The sequence below is a fragment of the Vibrio atypicus genome (assembly GCF_009811315.1).
GTDB classification, from domain to species: domain Bacteria; phylum Pseudomonadota; class Gammaproteobacteria; order Enterobacterales; family Vibrionaceae; genus Vibrio; species Vibrio atypicus.
In genome coordinates, this window is the sequence record NZ_BLID01000007.1 from 154,987 (window position 1) to 173,957 (window position 18,971).

General features: G+C 45.0%; 13 protein-coding genes. 9 read left to right on the forward strand and 4 right to left on the reverse strand.

Features of this window, described 5'->3' with window-relative positions; all coding sequences use genetic code 11:
• The 9 genes from mrcB (at position 1) to GVO60_RS15685 (ending at position 13,936) form a co-directional block, all read left to right on the forward strand.
• Positions 1-2,376 carry a penicillin-binding protein 1B gene (mrcB, locus tag GVO60_RS15645; RefSeq protein WP_159655656.1) on the forward strand — a complete coding sequence of 792 codons (2,376 nt, stop codon included), beginning with the start codon at positions 1-3 and terminating at the stop codon, positions 2,374-2,376.
• Positions 2,377-2,502: 126 nt separating this feature from the next.
• The gene (locus GVO60_RS15650; protein ID WP_159655839.1) at positions 2,503-4,755 is read left to right on the forward strand and encodes a patatin-like phospholipase family protein; all 2,253 of its coding nucleotides are present in this window, start codon (positions 2,503-2,505) and stop codon (positions 4,753-4,755) included.
• A 299-nt stretch (positions 4,756-5,054) separates the two neighbouring features.
• Entirely contained in the window at positions 5,055-7,643 is a 2,589-nt protein-coding gene (acnB, locus tag GVO60_RS15655) for a bifunctional aconitate hydratase 2/2-methylisocitrate dehydratase (RefSeq protein WP_159655658.1), read from the forward strand.
• A gap of 120 nt (positions 7,644-7,763) precedes the next feature.
• Positions 7,764-8,135 (forward strand): YacL family protein, encoded by a 372-nt coding sequence (locus GVO60_RS15660; protein WP_159655660.1) that lies wholly within the window; start codon positions 7,764-7,766, stop codon positions 8,133-8,135.
• A 187-nt stretch (positions 8,136-8,322) separates the two neighbouring features.
• Positions 8,323-8,661 (forward strand): P-II family nitrogen regulator, encoded by a 339-nt coding sequence (locus GVO60_RS15665; RefSeq protein ID WP_070962313.1) that lies wholly within the window; start codon positions 8,323-8,325, stop codon positions 8,659-8,661.
• Between the two features lie 35 nt (positions 8,662-8,696).
• Positions 8,697-9,926, forward strand: coding sequence for an ammonium transporter AmtB (locus GVO60_RS15670; RefSeq protein ID WP_159655662.1), 1,230 nt, complete (start codon positions 8,697-8,699; stop codon positions 9,924-9,926).
• Positions 9,927-10,088: 162 nt separating this feature from the next.
• On the forward strand, positions 10,089-11,105 hold the full coding sequence (locus GVO60_RS15675; RefSeq protein WP_159655664.1) for a Fe(3+) ABC transporter substrate-binding protein: 1,017 nt from the start codon (positions 10,089-10,091) through the stop codon (positions 11,103-11,105).
• 174 nt (positions 11,106-11,279) lie between these two features.
• Entirely contained in the window at positions 11,280-12,905 is a 1,626-nt protein-coding gene (locus GVO60_RS15680) for an ABC transporter permease (RefSeq protein WP_159655666.1), read from the forward strand.
• Positions 12,905-13,936, forward strand: coding sequence for an ABC transporter ATP-binding protein (locus GVO60_RS15685; protein WP_159655668.1), 1,032 nt, complete (start codon positions 12,905-12,907; stop codon positions 13,934-13,936). Before GVO60_RS15680 ends, GVO60_RS15685 begins: the two co-directional genes overlap by 1 nt.
• 16 nt (positions 13,937-13,952) lie before the next feature.
• On the opposite strand, the gene GVO60_RS15690 is transcribed toward GVO60_RS15685, so the two are convergent.
• From GVO60_RS15690 to GVO60_RS15705, 4 genes are all read right to left on the reverse strand, one after another.
• Positions 13,953-14,228: a ribbon-helix-helix domain-containing protein gene (locus tag GVO60_RS15690; protein ID WP_159655670.1), complete on the reverse strand. Its 276-nt coding sequence runs from the start codon at positions 14,226-14,228 to the stop codon at positions 13,953-13,955.
• A 76-nt stretch (positions 14,229-14,304) separates the two neighbouring features.
• Complete coding sequence (locus tag GVO60_RS15695; protein WP_159655672.1) at positions 14,305-14,865, reverse strand: DJ-1/PfpI family protein; 561 nt, start codon at positions 14,863-14,865, stop codon at positions 14,305-14,307.
• A gap of 169 nt (positions 14,866-15,034) precedes the next feature.
• On the reverse strand, positions 15,035-16,447 hold the full coding sequence (locus GVO60_RS15700) for a phosphoglucomutase/phosphomannomutase family protein (protein WP_159655674.1): 1,413 nt from the start codon (positions 16,445-16,447) through the stop codon (positions 15,035-15,037).
• Positions 16,448-16,503: 56 nt separating this feature from the next.
• Positions 16,504-18,909, reverse strand: a complete 2,406-nt coding sequence (locus tag GVO60_RS15705) for a glycoside hydrolase family 94 protein (protein ID WP_159655676.1) — start codon at positions 18,907-18,909, stop codon at positions 16,504-16,506.
• Positions 18,910-18,971 lie beyond the last annotated feature (62 nt).

Here is an 18,971-nt window from a genome sequence, read left to right on the forward strand (position 1 = left end):
ATGACCAATAAAAAGACCCCAGCGAACAGTAAGCCGAAAACCACCAAAACGGCCAAGAAGCCTGCTCGCAAGCCTGCGGCTAAATCACCGAAACGCAGAAGTAATAAAAAGGTGCAGCGGAATTGGCTAAAGGTCCTTTGGGGCATTAGTTGGAAGCTCGCCGTTGCGGGTTTTGCGATCCTGTTGTTTGTTGGCATTTACCTCGACAGCGTGGTGAAGCAACGTTTTGAAGGGCAGTTGTTTGATCTGCCGACGGTGGTTTATGCCCGAATTTTGAACCTGGCTCCAGGGGATTCGATTTCTATCCAGGAAGTGCGTAATGAACTGGATGTATTGAGCTATCGAAAGGTACGTCAGCCTCGCTACCCTGGGGAATACTCATCGTCATCGACCAAAATTGAAATTATTCGTCGTCCTTTTGAGTTTACTGATGGCCCAGAGCCAGATCGCCACGTGATGCTACATTTCAATAGTGGTGGTTTGCAGCGTATTCAATCATTAGAGAAAAATGGTGACTTAGGCTATTTGCGTATTGAGCCGAAAATGCTTGGCATGCTGGAAAAAAATCATGATGAGCAACGACTGTTCCTGCGCCGTGATCAGTTCCCTGAAGTCATGGTTGATGCGTTATTGGTAACAGAAGATAGAAACTTTTATCAGCATGACGGAGTATCGCCACTAGCGATTGCGCGCGCTTTAGTAGCAAATGTAAAGGCAGGTCGCACTGTGCAAGGGGGCAGTACTCTCACTCAGCAGCTAGCCAAAAATATCTTCCTTTCTAGCGATCGCACCTTATGGCGTAAAGTGCGAGAAGCGTACATTGCGTTGATCTTAGATTACCGCTACAGCAAAGACCGTATTTTAGAAGCCTATCTGAATGAGGTCTATTTAGGTCAAAGTGGTGGGGAGGCTATCCACGGTTTTGGTTTGGCATCTCGCCTCTATTTTGGTCAGCCAGTGCAAGAGCTACGAATCGATCAGTTAGCGTTATTGGTCGGTATGGTCAAAGGTCCGTCATATTACAACCCAATTCGTTTCCCTGAACGAGCAAAAGAGCGTCGTGATTTGGTGCTGCGCTTGATGATGCAGCAAGGAATCTTGACAGCTAATCAATATGACATGGCCGCAAGTCGCCCACTTGATATTCAAGATAACCCTCGTATCGCTAGTCGCCAGCCTGCTTATTTCCAACAGTTAAAAATTGAGCTTAAACAAAAGGTTGGTGATGCGTTCCAGTCAGATGCCGGTTTACGCGTCTTTACCTCTCTGGATCCTGTTTCTCAAAAAGAGTTAGAAGCGGCAATTGCGAAAAAAATCCCTGAATTGGGTAAAACCGCGGGGAAATCTTTAGAGGGCGCAGCAATAGCCGTTGATCGTCATACCGGCGAGATCCGAGCCATGGTAGGGGGTAAACGTACAGGTTATGACGGTTTTAACCGAGCGTTGAATGCCAGTCGTCAAATTGGCTCATTAGCAAAACCAGCGGTTTATTTAACTGCACTAGAGCAACCCGAGAAATATAACTTAGCCACAACGTTGAATGATAAGCCATTGAGTCTAAAAGGCAGCAAAGGCTCCGTCTGGTCGCCAAGAAATTACGATCGTAAGTTCCGTGGTGATGTACCGCTCTATATCGCGCTGGCTAAATCATTGAATGTACCAACAGTACAGCTGGGTATGAAGTTGGGTATTCCAAGTGTGGTTGATACGCTTGAAAAGCTTGGCGTTGATAGAGATGAAGTTCGCCCAGTGCCTTCTATGTTCTTAGGCTCATTTACCTTGACGCCGTTCCAAGTAGCTCAGATGTATCAAACCCTGACTAATTCCGGCCGACGTGCAGAACTGTCAGCGCTGAGATCTGTGGTCGACATGGAAGGCAATGTGTTGTTCCAATCGTTGCCTCGTTCAGCTCAAACCGTAGACCAACAAGCGGCATGGTTAACGACGTATGCAATGAAGCAAGGTGTACTACAAGGGACAGGGCGTTATCTCAATAGCCAATTTGGTTGGGCTGCTTTGGCGGGTAAAACCGGAACCAGTAATGACACTCGTGATAGTTGGTTTGTTGGTGTCGATGGCCGTGAGGTGACCACGATTTGGTTGGGGCGTGATGATAACAAGCCGACCAAATTGACCGGTTCAAGTGGCGCACTACGTGTTTACGCTGAATACCTTAAACATCGTGTTCCGGAGAAGCTGACGTTACCATGGCCAAAAGAGGTCAGCACGGTAGGCTTTGCAAAATCAGCGCAGGGAAGTCTACAACTGGATTGTCGTAATGAATTCAAGTTGCCTGTTTGGGATCAAGATGGCGCATTTAAGCAGCACTGTGATAATCAGCCAGCGCAGTGGATTAAGAAACTGTTTACTTGGTAACAGTTTATTTAGTAAATAGGTTGTAAATACAATAAGGTTGATGTGATTTTAGCCTTAGTGAACGATTAGAAAGGGAATTCAAACGTGAAAAAACTGGCTCTATTGCTGTTAGCTTGTTCGCTCCCAATGACCCCATTAGCTTTTGCTAAACATCTTGGGGATGCCAAGCCAATTGAGCGAACCAAAGTTGCAGTTGTGCTTGCTGGTGGCGGTGCTAAAGGCGCTGCGCATATTGGCGTGCTGAAAGCGTTAGAAGAGTTGAAGGTCCCTGTTGACTACCTGACTGGCACCAGTATGGGCGCGTATGTCGGCGGTTTATACGCGACAGGCATGAGCGCTGAAGAAATCGAAAGTTTTATTGAAACCGTCGATTGGAATAGTGGTTATCGTGATCGAGTCAACCGCAGTGAACGTCGTGTTCGTGATAAAGAGTACGAAGACCGTTACCAGTTGAAAACCGATTTAGGCTTACGCTGGGGCGAAGTGCGAGCACCAAAAGGAATCGTTCAGGGGCAGGGTATGCTTAAGATCCTACGTGAAACCACGGGAAACTTGCCCCCCTTTGAGTCCTTTGATGTGTTGGCGATCCCTTATCGCTCTGTCGCAACCGATATTTTAGAACTGCAACCTGTCACTATCGGTGAGGGGTATTTGGTCGATGCCATGATGGCGAGTATGTCGGTGCCAGGCGCATTGCCTCCTTATGAATTAAACGGACGAATGCTAGTTGATGGCGGTGTGACCAATAACATGCCTGTTGATGTGGCTCGTGACTTGGGGGCGGATGTTGTCATTGCTATTGATATCAGCACCGAATACAAAAACGAAGAGGATTTTACCAATTTCCTTACCGTTGCTGACCAACTTTCTAATTTCTTAGTACGTAGCACCACCAATCGACAAGCTGAAACCCTAACTGATGAGGATGTTTTTTTACGTCCAGATGTCGGAGATATGGAAACGACTGAGTTTGATCGTATGGAAGAGGCTTTCAAGCAAGGTTACCAAGCGGCGATGGATAATCGTGAGCTGTTAGAGCGATACAGTCTATCAACGGCGGATTATCAAGATTATGTTGACCAGAAAGAAGAGGCACGAAAGCATCTTCGTTACGGCGATGAAATCGAAATTGAAGATGTGATAATTAACAACAATAGTCACTACAGCAAGAAGTTACTTGAAAACCGTTTGGATCTTCACCCTGGAAATACTTATACCGCAGCAGAAGTTGAACAAAGTGTACTGGACTTGTATGCCTTAGACCGTTTTGAATTGGTAAGCTATCGATATGATGAAATTGACGGTCAAGACACCTTAGTTGTCGATGTAAATGAAAAGTCCTGGGGGCCTAATTACGTTAACTTCCGATTCTTTTTGGAAGATGATTTCAGCTCTGATAGTCAATATTCGATAGGTGTGTCAGCCAATTTTACCGATCTTAATATTCACGGTGCAGAGTTTCGGACTAACCTAGAAATGGGTACGGACAAGCTGATTGAAGGCGTACTGTACAGTCCGTTGCTCTCTAGTCAAAACCTCTTTACGACCCTTGGTTTTACTTACAATAAGGAGAAGCGTAACGCACCTTATAACGGTTTTGATGATACTTCGTTAGAGGCGACAGAAAACTTCCTTCCTGTCTCCTACACAGAGTTAGTTGGCGAGGCCGCGTTGGGATACCAGCAGACCCTATGGCGCGAGATGAAATTTGGTATTCGTTACACTGATGGTGAAGGAGAATTGTCGACATTGCCTATGATGGGAGATGTGGCATTTAAACGTTTAGGGGCGTTTTTCAACTATCGTATTGATACTTTGGATAGCTTTAGCTTACCGACTAAAGGTGTTTATTTAGATTTAGATTACCTGATCTCTCATGATAAAAGTGTTGGAACGAGTGACTTAGTTAGCGAACCGCGAGTTGAAGATACTTCTTATGAAATTGGCGCAACTTTAAAAGCGGCGAAGAGCTTTGATCGCCATACTTTGGTCGCAAATATCGACTTCGGTTTTGTGACCAGTAAGAATTCATCGGTTCCTATTGATCCTAAAGAAATTGGTGGATTTTTGAATTTGTCAGGTATTCCGCGTAATAGCTTAATTGGTCAAAATAAGGCTTTCGGCAGTTTAGTATATCGATACCGTTGGTTTGACAATGATTTCGGCCTGTTTACTTCACCATTTTATTTGGGAGCGTCGCTCGAGTACGGTGGGGTCTGGTCTGATCCCGATCTGGATTTTCACGAAGCACCACTTTATTTTGCCGGTTCTGTATTTGCAGGTGTCGACTCACCGATTGGCCCTATGATGTTTGGCTATGGCCGTACAGAACGAAATTATGACTCTATCTATCTGATTATCGGTACAACATTTAAGTAGCCGATGAGTATCTAAACAGACTATTCTCGTATTCTTATGGTGTGGGAATAGTCATGATAAGTGAGTAAAAATCATAAAACTTTAGTCTTAAGTTGCTATGTTGGTCAAAATGATGAGATTTTAATTTAAGGTTAAATTTGCTATCCTACCGCCCACAGTTTGGCCTCTCTGGCACTGTTTCTCAGTCAGCATTGAATGAAAAATATGGCAAGGAGAGCCAAGTTTCCAAGGATGTTCACTCCCTTATTCTTTGAATAAATAGCAATAAGAGGGAGGAACCGCAATGAGAGGAAAAAGTCGTGCTTGAAGCCTACCGTAAACACGTCGCAGAGCGTGCTGCCGAAGGAGTTGTTCCTAAACCACTAGATGCCGAGCAAGTTGCAGGCCTTGTGGAACTTCTAAAAAATCCCCCTCAAGGTGAAGAAGCATTTATTCTTGACCTTCTAGAGAATCGTATTCCACCAGGTGTTGATGAGGCTGCTTACGTAAAAGCGGGTTTCTTAACGGCAATCACTAAAGGTGAAGTTGAATCGCCATTAGTCAGCAAAGCAAAAGCAGCTGAGCTACTGGGTACAATGCAAGGTGGTTACAACATTGAATCACTAATTTCACTACTTGATGATGAAGCCCTTGCACCGATCGCAGTTAAAGCACTGTCTCATACTCTGCTTATGTTTGATGCTTTCTATGATGTAGAAGAGAAAGCAAAAGCAGGTAATAGCTATGCGCAGCAAGTTCTACAATCTTGGGCTGATGCTGAGTGGTTTACCTCAAAAGAGAAAGTAGCGGAAAAAATCACCGTTAAAGTATTTAAGGTTACGGGGGAAACTAACACCGATGACCTGTCTCCAGCACCAGATGCATGGTCTCGCCCAGATATTCCAGTACACGCAAAAGCGATGTTGAAGATGGAGCGTGAAGGCATTAACCCTGATGATGCGGGTAATGTTGGTCCAATTAAGCAAATCGAAGAGCTACAGAAAGATGGTATCCCACTAGCCTATGTTGGTGATGTAGTGGGTACAGGTTCTTCTCGTAAGTCTGCAACGAACTCTGTGCTTTGGTTTATGGGCGATGACATCCCATACGTACCAAACAAGCGCACTGGTGGTGTGTGTCTAGGCGGTAAGATTGCGCCAATCTTCTACAACACAATGGAAGACTCAGGTGCACTACCAATCGAGCTTAACGTTCAAGACATGAACATGGGTGATGTGATTGATATCTTCCCGTATGAAGGTGTTGTTCGCAAAGACGGTGCAGAGATTTCTAGCTTTGAATTGAGCAAAGTACTGCTTGATGAAGTTCGTGCTGGTGGTCGTATTCCACTTATCATCGGCCGAGGCTTAACAAGCCGCGCTCGTACTTCTCTAGGCCTAGAAGAGACAGACCTGTTTGCTAAGCCAGTTGATCCATCGGCATCTGATAAAGGCTACACACTAGCTCAGAAGATGGTTGGTAAAGCATGTGGTGTTGAAGGCGTTCGCGCGGGTCAATACTGTGAGCCTAAGATGACAACAGTAGGTTCTCAAGATACGACTGGTCCTATGACGCGTGATGAGCTAAAAGATCTTGCGTGTCTTGGCTTCTCTGCAGACCTTGTGATGCAGTCTTTCTGTCACACATCGGCATACCCGAAACCAGTTGACGTAAACACGCACCACACGCTACCTGATTTCATCATGAACCGTGCTGGTGTTTCACTACGCCCAGGTGATGGTGTTATCCACTCGTGGCTAAACCGTATGCTTCTTCCTGATACTGTTGGTACAGGTGGTGACTCGCATACTCGTTTCCCTCTAGGTATTTCATTCCCAGCAGGTTCTGGTCTAGTAGCATTCGCAGCAGCAACAGGTGTTATGCCTCTTGATATGCCTGAATCAATCTTGGTGCGCTTCAAAGGTGAAATGCAACCAGGTATCACGCTACGTGACCTAGTACATGCCATTCCACTGTACGGAATCAAGCAAGGCCTATTAACGGTAGAGAAAGCAGGTAAGATCAACGAATTCTCTGGTCGCGTACTAGAAATTGAAGGTGTTGAACATCTATCTGTTGAGCAAGCGTTTGAACTTTCTGATGCTTCTGCTGAGCGTTCAGCAGCAGGTTGTACAGTGAAGCTGTCTCAAGAATCTATCGAAGAGTACCTGAACTCGAACATCACTATGCTTAAGTGGATGATCGCAGAAGGTTACGGTGATGTACGTACAATCGAACGTCGTATTACCGCAATGCAAGAGTGGCTAGCGAACCCAGAATTACTTTCTGCAGATGCTGACGCAGAATATGCTCACGTAATCGAGATTGATCTTGCTGATATCACAGAGCCTGTACTTTGTGCGCCAAACGACCCTGATGACGCGCGTCTACTGTCTGACGTTCAAGGCACAGAGATTCAAGAAGTGTTCATCGGTTCTTGTATGACTAACATCGGTCACTTCCGTGCTGCTGGTAAGATGCTAGAAGAGTTCAATGGCTCTCTAAGCACTCGCCTATGGGTTGCGCCACCAACTAAGATGGATAAAGACCAGCTAACGGAAGAAGGTTACTATGGTATCTTTGGCCGTGCAGGGGTTCGTATTGAAACTCCGGGTTGTTCTCTATGTATGGGTAACCAAGCACGCGTAGCAGACAAAGCAACAGTAATGTCTACTTCAACGCGTAACTTCCCGAACCGTCTAGGTACAGGTGCTAACGTTTATCTAGCGTCAGCTGAGCTTTCTGCAGTTGGTGCGATTCTAGGTCGCATCCCGACTAAAGAAGAGTACCTAGAGTACGCTCAAAAGATTGATGCAACGGCCGCGGATACTTACCGTTACCTGAACTTCCATAAGATGGGGCAGTACACGGAAAAAGCGGATACGGTTATTTTCCAAGAGCCAGCCTAATCCCTTCTCATATTTGATTGAGTTCTAGATATAAGAGCGTCTACTTCGGTAGGCGCTTTTTTTGTGCTTGCGATGGGAACGCTATATACTCTCGGTCCAAAATTTTGAGGGTGCTGTTCAATGGAATTCGAATTTATTAGAAATACTTTAATGGGCGAATACTATGTTAAATCGAGCATGGGCCACGAGATTGTCGGTCGTTGGCTACAAGAAGAAATTGGCAAGGATTGGGATAAGATTTCCGAAGTTGAACAGTTAACTGATCAAGCTCGAATGGAGCCACAAAAAGAGCACCTACTGCTTGGCACTGAGATCAGCGTGAACATTCAGGGTGATGAAGTGATTGTCCAAGAGAACGTTCTGGCTCATGGTGATGAGATGGATGCTGACAGTGAATTTGATTTTTATGACAGTGAAAGTACCGCAAGTTGTGGTCTTGAAGACTTCGAGATCATGTTGGAGAAATGGAAAGAGTTCCTGACTACAAAATAGATGCACAGCAATGGTGAGGTAGATATATCTTGCGTTAAATTTGGGAAAACGGCGCACCGTATTGGTGCGCCGTTTTTGTTTTTAGCGTTTATATTTATGGTATCTGCAACTAAATCAATAAGTTAAATACCTGGCACGCAGCTTGGATTATAGAAGTGAAAAGGATGACAGCTTCAGAGAGGATGCGATGAAACTAATAAATGCAATTATCAAACCGTTCAAACTAGATGATGTACGAGAAGCACTAGCCGATGTTGGTATTGAAGGGATGACGGTGTCAGAAGTGAAAGGCTTTGGTCGCCAAAAAGGTCACACCGAGCTTTACCGTGGCGCTGAGTACCAAGTGGATTTCCTGCCAAAAGTAAAATTAGAAATAGCGACGCAAGCTGAAAATGTTGATCGCGTAATTGAAGCGGTAACGAAAGCGGCCCATACCGGAAAAATCGGTGACGGTAAGATTTTTGTGTATGACCTAAGCCAAGCAGTACGTATCCGTACAGGTGAAATGGACGCAGAAGCGCTTTAACAGCGTAAAGAATTCAAAGGACTGGAGACAATACGATGGAATTAACAACAACGGTAACAGAGTTACGTTACGCACTAGACACCTTTTTCTTTCTCATTTCAGGTGCGTTGGTTATGTGGATGGCAGCGGGCTTTGCCATGTTAGAGGCTGGTCTTGTACGCTCTAAAAACACAACTGAGATTTTAACTAAGAACATCTGCTTATACGCGATTGCTTGTACTATGTACTTAGTCGTCGGTTATAACATTATGTATGTGGACAATGGTGAAGGCGGTTGGCTGCCATCTTTTGGGGCGTTGATTGGTACGCAAGGTGAAGGCGCGGATCACTCACTTGAATCAGATTTCTTCTTCCAAGTTGTTTTTGTCGCAACAGCTATGTCAGTGGTATCTGGCGCTGTGGCTGAGCGCATGAAGCTTTGGTCATTCCTAATTTTCTCAGTTGTGCTTACAGCATTTATCTACCCAATGGAAGGCTACTGGACTTGGGGTGGTGGTTTCCTATCAGAAGCAGGTTTTAGTGATTTTGCTGGCTCAGGTATTGTCCACATGGCGGGCGCTGCTGCGGCATTAGCGGGAGTACTTTTACTTGGTGCACGTAAAGGTAAATATGGTAAGAACGGTGAAATTTACCCAATTCCTGGTTCAAATATGCCACTAGCGACGTTAGGTACTTTTATTCTGTGGTTTGGTTGGTTCGGCTTCAACGGTGGTTCACAGTTGATGGTTTCTGATTTTGAAAATGCGACAGCAGTAGGTCAAATCTTCTTAAACACTAACGCAGCAGCAGCGGCAGGTGCTATTGCAGCACTGTTTGTATGTAAAACCACATGGGGTAAAGCTGACCTAACTATGATTCTTAACGGCGCCTTAGCTGGTCTTGTTGCTATCACAGCAGATCCACTTTCACCATCACCGCTATACGCAGTGGTTATTGGTGCAGTATCTGGTTCGATTGTCGTATTCAGTATCGTTGGCTTAGATAAGCTTAAGATCGATGATCCAGTTGGTGCAATTTCAGTGCACGGTGTGTGTGGCTTCTTTGGCTTAATGGTTGTGCCACTGAGCAACGGTGATGCAACATTTGGTGCTCAGCTTCTTGGTGCTGCAGTCATCTTTGCTTGGGTATTTGGTGCAAGTTTAGCAGTGTGGGCAGTATTGAAAGCGACAGTGGGTATCCGAGTTTCTGAAGACGAAGAGATGGAAGGTATGGATATGCATGATTGTGGTGTTGGCGCCTACCCAGAATTTGTCACCGTAAAATAGGCGAATTCAATGTGATGTAACATATACTTACAAATATAATTATCAAAAACCTGCTTCTAAAAGCAGGTTTTTTTGTGTTGCCTCATTGTTTTCTAAATTGTGATGAATATAATAACGCAACTGATAGACATTATCATTACGAATACCTAAAGGATTAAACCGATGAAAAAACTGCTAACTCTTTCTGCATTAGCATGTGCAACAATTGCTCCTTCTGCTGCAATGGCTGCTGAAGAAGTAAACGTATACTCTTACCGCCAGCCATTCCTAGTTGAGCCAATGTTCAATGAGTTCACGAAAGAGACTGGTATTAAAGTAAACGTTAAGTTTGCTAAGAAAGGTCTAGCAGAAAAGCTGGCTCAAGAAGGTGAGTACAGCCCAGCTGACGTTATCCTAACTGTTGATATCAGCCGTCTAGCGGAACTGACTAAGAAAGATTTGGTTCAAGCAGTAGAAAGTGAAGTGTTAGAGAAAAACATCCCGGCTCAGTACCAAGATACGGATAACGAATGGTTTGCACTAACAACTCGTACTCGTAGCGTATACTCTTCTCGTGACCGCGTTGGTAAGCTTGGTGAAGACTTCAACTATGCTGACCTAGCGAAGCCTGAGTTTAAAGGTAAAATCTGTACTCGTAGCGGTAAGCACCCATACAACGTATCTCTAGTGTCTGCAATGATCGCTCATGAAGGTGAAGCGGCAACAAAAGAGTGGTTAGAAGGCGTTAAAGCAAATCTAGCGCGCAAGCCGCAAGGTAACGACCGTGCACAGGTTAAAGCAATCAAAGAAGGTCTATGTGACGTTTCTCTAGGTAACAGCTACTACCTAGGTAAGATGGTTAATGATGCAGAACAGAAAGCGTGGGCTGACGCTGTTTACATCAACTTCCCTAACCAAAAGACGACTGGTACACACGTAAACATCTCTGGTATGGCAATGGCTAAGTACTCTCCAAACAAAGAGAATGCAGTGAAGCTAATGGAGTTCCTATCAGGCGACCAAGCACAAAGCATGTACGCGGAAGTGAACTACGAATACCCAGTGAAAGACGGTGTTAAGCGTTCTGAGCTAGTGGCATCTTGGGGTGACTTCAAGCCAGATACAATTTCTCTAGATGACGTTGCTAGCCACCACGAAGCAGCAATTAAACTTCTAGATGAAGTTAAATTCGACCTATAATCGTTTAGTAGCAGACCAATTGGCTTGCTAAAACACAACCTCAAGTCGCTCTTTTCTCTGGGTAACTTGAGGTTGTTTGTTTATAAGGGTATAAATACCCCTAAACTATTAAAGGGATATGAGATGTATTTGCAACTGCATTTATGTTTCATACTGCCTCGTTGTAATTAGGCGATGAAAGAAAAGAATTACGTATGGAAAACCAGTAGTGGGGCACTTGCTTTGCTACTGGTTTTACCGATCTTAGCGATATTTACTACAGCTGTTGGCGAGACAAATGAGCTATTTAGCCATTTAATGTCAACGGTCATGCCCACTTATGCTTACAACACGGTCGTTCTGGTTATCGGGACGATGGTTTTGTCTCTCCTGTTTGGTATCCCTTCCGCTTGGATTATGGCGATGTGCCGTCTACCGAGCGAGCGAGTATTGCAATGGGCACTCGTTTTACCTCTCGCGATGCCGGGATACATAGTTGGTTACATTTTTACTGACTGGTTCGATTTTGCTGGACCTATTCAGATTTTACTGCGTGATATTACGGGGTGGGGACCGGGTGAATATTGGTTCCCAGATATCAGGACTCTGCCCGGTGCGATCATCGTGCTTTCGCTGGTGCTTTATCCGTATGTCTATCTACTTTGTCGCGCCGCCTTCATGGAGCAAAACGTCTCTTTGCTCCAATCGGCTCGACTATTGAAGTGTTCTCCTTGGGAAAGCTTCCGTCGAATCTCTTTACCATTAGTTCGTCCATCTATTGTGGTTGGCCTCTCGCTAGTTGCGATGGAAACAATAGGTGACTTTGGTACAGTGAGCTATTTCGCTGTGAATACGTTGACGACGGCGGTATATGACACTTGGTTAGGTTATTCGAGTTTGACTGCAGCAGCTAAAATCTCAGCCATCATGCTGGTGGTCGTTATTTTGTTACTGAGTGCTGAGCGATACAGCCGCCGAAAGCAGAAGTTATTTCAGAACCAATTCAGTAGCCGCGAAGATTTTCGCTATGAGCTTGCTGGTTGGAAAAAGTGGCTAGCACTAACCTGGTGTTGGGGACTTGTATGTATTGCCTTCATCTTCCCTCTTGGGCAGCTGATTATCTATGCATATAAATATTTTGCTCAAAGCTGGACAGCAGAATTCCGAGAGTATGCACTGAACAGTTTATACGTTTCGTTTACTGCGGCTTTCTTTGGTGTGTTGGTCGCGCTTATTGTGAACTTCTGTCAACGTGTTAGCCCTGGCGGTAAAAGCTTGGCGTTCATGCGTCTCTCTTCAATGGGATACGCAGTACCGGGAACCGTGCTAGCGATTGGTGTGATGGTACCTGTCTTGTTTATGGATCACTTCGTCAATGACGTGGCAAAGTACATGGATTGGGGACGACCTGGACTGATTTTTTCCGGCTCAATGTTTGCCATTATTTTTGCCATGGTTGTCCGCTTTTCTGCGGTGGCGATTGGTAGTATCGAAAGTAGTCTAAGTAAGGTTTCGCCTTCGCTTGATATGGCGTCACGAACTATGGGCTGTAATTCGAATACCATGCTTTGGCGTATTCATTTCCCGCTAGTTCGACGAGGTGCTTTGATTGCCGCTTTGTTGGTTTTTATTGAGTCAATGAAAGAGCTTAACGCAGCGCTATTGCTAAGGCCGTTCAACTTCGAAACTCTCGCAACCTATGTTTATAATTTTGCCTCTGATGAGCATCTAGAACTTGCGGCTATGCCTGCTGTTCTTTTGGTTCTCGTTGGTTTAGTCCCGTTGGTTATTGTTAACCGTTCACTGGAGCATTCACACTGATGAGCTGTGCATTATCGATTCAAAACTTAACATGTAAGTATGACGAGCAAACTACGGTTTTAGAGTCGTTGTCGTTGGAAGTTGAACAAGGTGAGATTGTTTGTCTGTTGGGGGCAAGTGGCTGTGGTAAAACAACATTGCTCAAGGCGATTGCAGGGTTACTGCCATTAAGTTCTGGCACTATGAGCCTGAACTGCATGTTGATCGATGATGGTGAAAACTGGTTACCTCCAGAGCAGCGTAATATTGGCATGATCTTCCAAGATTATGCGCTGTTTCCGCACCTCACCGTTTCCGAAAACGTTGCATTTGGACTGCGAAATCTTCCTAGCCATGAGCAAAAAGCTAAAGTTGAAGAGATGCTTGGTCTGGTGCATTTGACAGGTTTTGGAGAGCGTTATCCTCATCAGCTGTCAGGTGGACAACAACAACGTGTGGCGATTGCTCGTTCATTAGCTTACAAGCCAGATTTGTTATTGCTTGATGAACCGTTTTCAAATATTGATACGCAAGTGCGTCACGAACTGATTGGAGAAATCCGTAAGATCTTCAAAAAGCAGGGGGTGACCGCGATTTTCGTTACCCATAGCCGAGAAGAAGCATTTGCGTTTGCAGATAAAATGGCCGTAATGAATCATGGTGTGATTGAACAATATGGCACGGCTAGTGAACTGTATTATCAGCCTTCGAGCAAATTTGTTGCTGACTTTTTGGGTGGTGGTAGCTACCTAACGGCAACACGTGCCTCTGAGTCAGAATACGAAACACAACTTGGCTTAGTAGAAGCAACCGCTCAACAACAAATCCCAGTAGGGGAAAATTGTGAATTGCTATTACGTCCTCAGCATGTCCAAATTAGTGCAGCAGAAGAAAGCAGCGTTACGGTATTAGAGCAGCAGTTTATGGGTGATCACTGTCGCTATGTCATTGATGCAAGCGGCCATCGTCTATTAGCTAGTTCATCAGAGCCACTTTCTATTGGTCAGCAAGTATCAGTGAAAGTCGAAACACAAGGTGTACTGGCTTTTTAACTCGATATGGGTGATATCATATCTGGATACGTTTGCCACCGTTTAAATAAGTGGTGCACGCTACCCTTAGCAGCGAGGCGAAGTTACCCAACTCGCCTCGTTGATGAATCACTTCGTTGTAGATTCGAGTTAAAAACTCAGCGACCGACATATCACCTTCTAAAGCAATATCTTCAATAATTTTCCAAAACACGGCTTCGAGCCGGATACTGGTTACGACGCCTTCTATGCGGACAGAGCGAGTTTTAAGTTCGAATAAAGCCTCTTCTGCGCCTGAATAAATCTCGCACATTTTCGACCTTCCTTAAATTTCATTGATGATATTGTTAGCGTAGTGAGTTTGATAAAAAACTCACTACGCCTTTGGTCTAACTGAGTTGTGTATGAAACTGAGCTAGCCATGCGGGGTGAGCGGGCCATGCTGGAGCGGTGACAAAAATACCATCGGTGATTGCCTGATCCATTTCTAGCTCAGCATATTGTGCACCAGCAAGTGTAACCTCTGGCGCACATGCTGGGTAAGCTGAGATGCTCTTACCTTCAATGATGTTGGCAGCAGCGAGCAGTTGTGCGCCATGACAAATCGCGGCAATCGGTTTTTGCTGATTGGCGAAGGATTGGATGATCTCGATAACCGCTGGGTTTAGTCGCAGGTATTCTGGAGAGCGGCCGCCAGGAAGTAGTAATGCATCAAATTGATCTGGGCTTATCTGCTTAAAGTCGGCGTTAATACTAAACTGGTGTCCAACTTTTTCGGTATAGGTTTGATCGCCCTCGAAATCATGTATCGCTGTCTTAATTGTATCGCCAATGTTCTTTTCTGGGCAGACAACTGCAACCAGGTGACCTACCATTTGCAAAGCTTGAAACGGCACCATGAGTTCGTAATCTTCCACAAAATCACCAGCGATGATCAGTACGTTTGCCATATTAAATTCCACGTTTGGTTAGGGGATGTTTAATTTAACAACTTGATTACATTTGTGGGTAGTAGTGGGTTACTACAGGTAGATTGGCTCGGTTGAAATGAAAAAAAGCCCGACGAAATCGCCGGGCAAGTGCTCTTCACCTATAGGGTAGGGAAGTGGTTTGAATCACTTACAGTTGCAAGAATTCTTTGACTTGCTGAAGAACACGTTCAGCGGTCTCTTTGTCTGCCATTTCAGCGAAGATTCGCAACAAAGGTTCCGTACCTGAGAAGCGGGCAATAACCCAGCCACCGTTTTTGAAGTAAACTTTAGCCCCGTCTTCGTAGCTGACTTTTTCTATCTCATATTCAAATTCAGGCAACTGTTTCTCTACGTAAATCTTGCTGTAGAGGGCTTCTTTCTCTGATGCTTTAAACTTGCAATCACCTTCGGCAGTGTATACGTAGCCATATTTAGCGTAGATTTCGTCTAGCATTTCAGACAGCTTTTTACCTGTCACTGAAATCATCTCGACCAATAAGCTTGAGGCAAAAACACCATCCTTACCTTTAATGTGGCCGCGAATCGTTAAGCCGCCAGAGCTTTCGCCACCAATCAGTGAATCATCAGCTTCCATTTGAGAGCTAATGTGTTTGAATCCTACAGGGACTTCAAACGCTTTCTCGCCATGGTCTTCAGCAATCTTATCGAGTAGGTGAGTGGTTGCGATGTTACGTACTACGGAACCTTTCCAGCCTTTGTATTCCAGTAGGTAGTAGTACAGTAAGATCAGCACTTCATTGGGGTGAATAAAATCGCCTTTTTCATCGATGATTCCCAGGCGATCGGCATCGCCATCAGTACCAATGCCAATGTCGTATCCTTCTGCGGCAACAAGGTGCTTTAAGCGATAAAGTGTTGCTGCGCTTGGAGATGGCATCAAGCCACCAAAATCAGGGTTTTTACCGTCATTGATAACGTCAACGTCACAACGACCATTGATCAATACTGTTTGAAGAGCATTTTTAGCTACGCCAAACATAGGGTCGATCAGTACGCGTAAGTTTGCGCGTTTGATCGCTTCTATATCAATGAAATCGATGATGGAGTCAACAAACTCGTTCATAGGGTTGATCACTTCGATCAACTTATCTTCAATCGCTTGCTCAAAGTCGACAGATTTAACCTGATCTTGAGTTAGTGCTGCGATTTGAGTTTCAATCTTTTCCGTGATGATTTCATCGGCATCGCGTCCACCTTCAATGAACACTTTTACGCCGTTGTAGTCCGCAGGGTTATGTGAAGCGGTAATACAAGCTGAGTACGCACAGCCCATCTCTTTCGCCTTAAACATTACGATCGGCGTAGGGACGAACTTGTCGATAAAGCTAACCGTAACACCATTCGCCGCAAGAACCTCAGCGAACCAACGTCCTGCTTTGTCTGATAGAAAACGACGGTCATAACCGATAACGAAGCCTTTATCTGCAACGTTTTCGTTGTTGATGATGTTCGCCAAGGATTGCGCCACCAAACGAACATTATCTTTGGTGAATTCTTCACCAATAAATGCACGCCAGCCGCCTGTTCCAAATTTAATCATATTGATAATCCTTTATTCCAAGGTGCGAGCCTCTAGCGAGACTCGCACTTGGTCAATTAACCTAGGACAACGATAACTTCGTTGACGCTGCCTTCAGCTTGAACTGGAACAGCGCCGGTGACGGACTCGCCATTAACAGTAATAGATTTAACGCCTTTGCTAACTGAGCTTGGGTTCTCGACTTTAATGTTGTAGGTCGCACCTAGCCACTGGCGTGACACTTCAAAGCCTGGCCAGTCTGTTGGGATACAAGGATCAATCGTTAGGCCATCAAAACCAGTACGCACACCTAAAATGAAGTTTGTAACAGCGAAGTAAGCCCAACCAGATGTACCTGTTAACCATGGGTGGTTCGCACGACCATGATCTTGGTGATCGCGTCCCATAATGAATTGAACGTATGAATATGGTTCTGCAATGCGTTTTTCGATCATCTCGTTTTGGTTGTATGGGTTAAGTGCATCATAGAACTTCATCGCACGGTCACCACGGCCTAGTTTCGCTTCAGCTACCCATGCCCATGGGTTAGGGTGTGAGAAGATTGCACCGTTTTCTTTTACGCCTTGATAAACGCGAGTAACGAAACCGATGTCATCGTTTGGTGTTGCGAATGATGGTGAATTTAGGTGCAGGCCGTATTCTGAGAATAGGTTCTCATCTACCGCATCCATTGCTTTCTCACCACGCTCTTGGGAAACCGCACCAGACAGTACCGCTAGAGTATTTGATTCTAGGTGTACACGGCCTTCAGTTTGTTGAGCAGTACCGATCTTATCGCCATCTTTGGTCAGACCACGGATGTACCAACCGCCTTCGTCATCCCAAAGGTGAGTTTCACACGCTTCACGTACGTTTGCTGCCATTTCGGTGTATTTCGCGATATCTGCATCTTTACCTAGGAACTTCGCTAGGTCGATAAACTCTTGTAGAGCCCAGAAATGTAAGAACGACACCATGGATGACTCACCGCCGCCTAGGTTTAGACAGTCGTTCCAGTCCGCTCGTAGACCTTTACAGATACCAGTCTGACCAACGTATTCGGCAGAGAAATCGAGTGCTGCTTTCATGTGGTCGTAAACAGATGCATCACCGCCATCAGCGTAAGGGATCACTTCGTCAAAGAAGCTATGCTCACCTGTTTCCATCACATATTTACAAATGGTTGGCACGATCCATAAGTGATCGTCTGAACAGGTATCTTCAATACCGTGGATCTTATCGTCATCTGAAGGTGTTGGAACAACTGTTGGTGACTTTGACGGCGCGACGTCTGCTTTCTCTGGATCGAACCAGTCAGGATCAAATAGGTGCAGACCGTAACCTGCTTTAACCTGTCCACGCAGTAGATCAACGATACGCTTACGTGTCATTGCTGGGTTAGCATGAGGTACTGAAATGGCGTCTTGCGCGGTATCGCGGTAGCCAAGACCAGTGCGCCCGCCCACTTCGATGAATGATGCAAAGCGAGACCAAACCACACAAGTTTCTGCTTGGTAAAGTGTCCAAGCGTTGATCATAGTGTCTAGGCCTTCGTTTGGTGATTTCACTTGGAACTTGTCACAACGCTCATTCCAGTGCTCTTTAATACCAGCAAATGCAGCATCTACGTTAGCAAGGTCTTGGTATTTCTTACGAAGACGCTCGCCGTTGCCTTTACCAATACCTAGTACGTAGGCGAAACGTACTTCTTCACCAGGTTGGATAGTAAATTGCTTATGTAGAGAACCGCAGTGGTTGTAACAAGTTTGAGCAGTGTTCGAACACTTACCTTGCTCTACTGCAATTGGGTTTGCTTCGTCACGGTATAGGCCTAGGAAGCTATCACGTTGACCGTCGTATGAATCTGGGTCAAAGGTAGATGCTAGGTAGTAGAAACCTTCAAAGTCATTGGTGTTGTAGTAAAGGTCGTATTCGATCACGCCTTCGTGATATTCAGTACCTGCAGAGTATAGAGACATCTGATGGTTTTGGTTATCTGATTGAATGTGGCTGAACGAGAACTCAACAAAAGAGAATGTGCTGATTGTACGAGTCTTATCAGACGTGTTTTTAATCACCACATCCCATACTTCTGCGTCTTCGCCCTTAGGTACAAACAGAGTTTTGGTTGCTTCAATGCCATTGTAATCACATTTAAATTTAGAGTAAGAAAGACCATGACGAACTTCGTAGTTCGCTTCATCTAGGCTTTTTGCAACAGGTTGCCAAGAGATTGACCAGTAGTCGCCAGTTTCATCATCACGTAGATAAACATAGTGCCCTGGGCGGTCAAATGTCGCGTTAGGGCGGAATTTAGTAACACGGTTATATTCAGGTGAATTATAGAAAGAGTATCCCCCTGCATTGTGAGAGATAACAGTACAGAACTTCTCTGTGCCCAAGTAGTTTGTCCATGGCGCAGGTACGTCTGGTCGAGTGATGACGTATTCACGATTGTCGTTATCGAAATAGCCGTATTTCATGTTAATTTCCTTTTTACCAAGCTACCACATTGGTAGCCAAAACTTTTTAAGCTAGTGAAAAC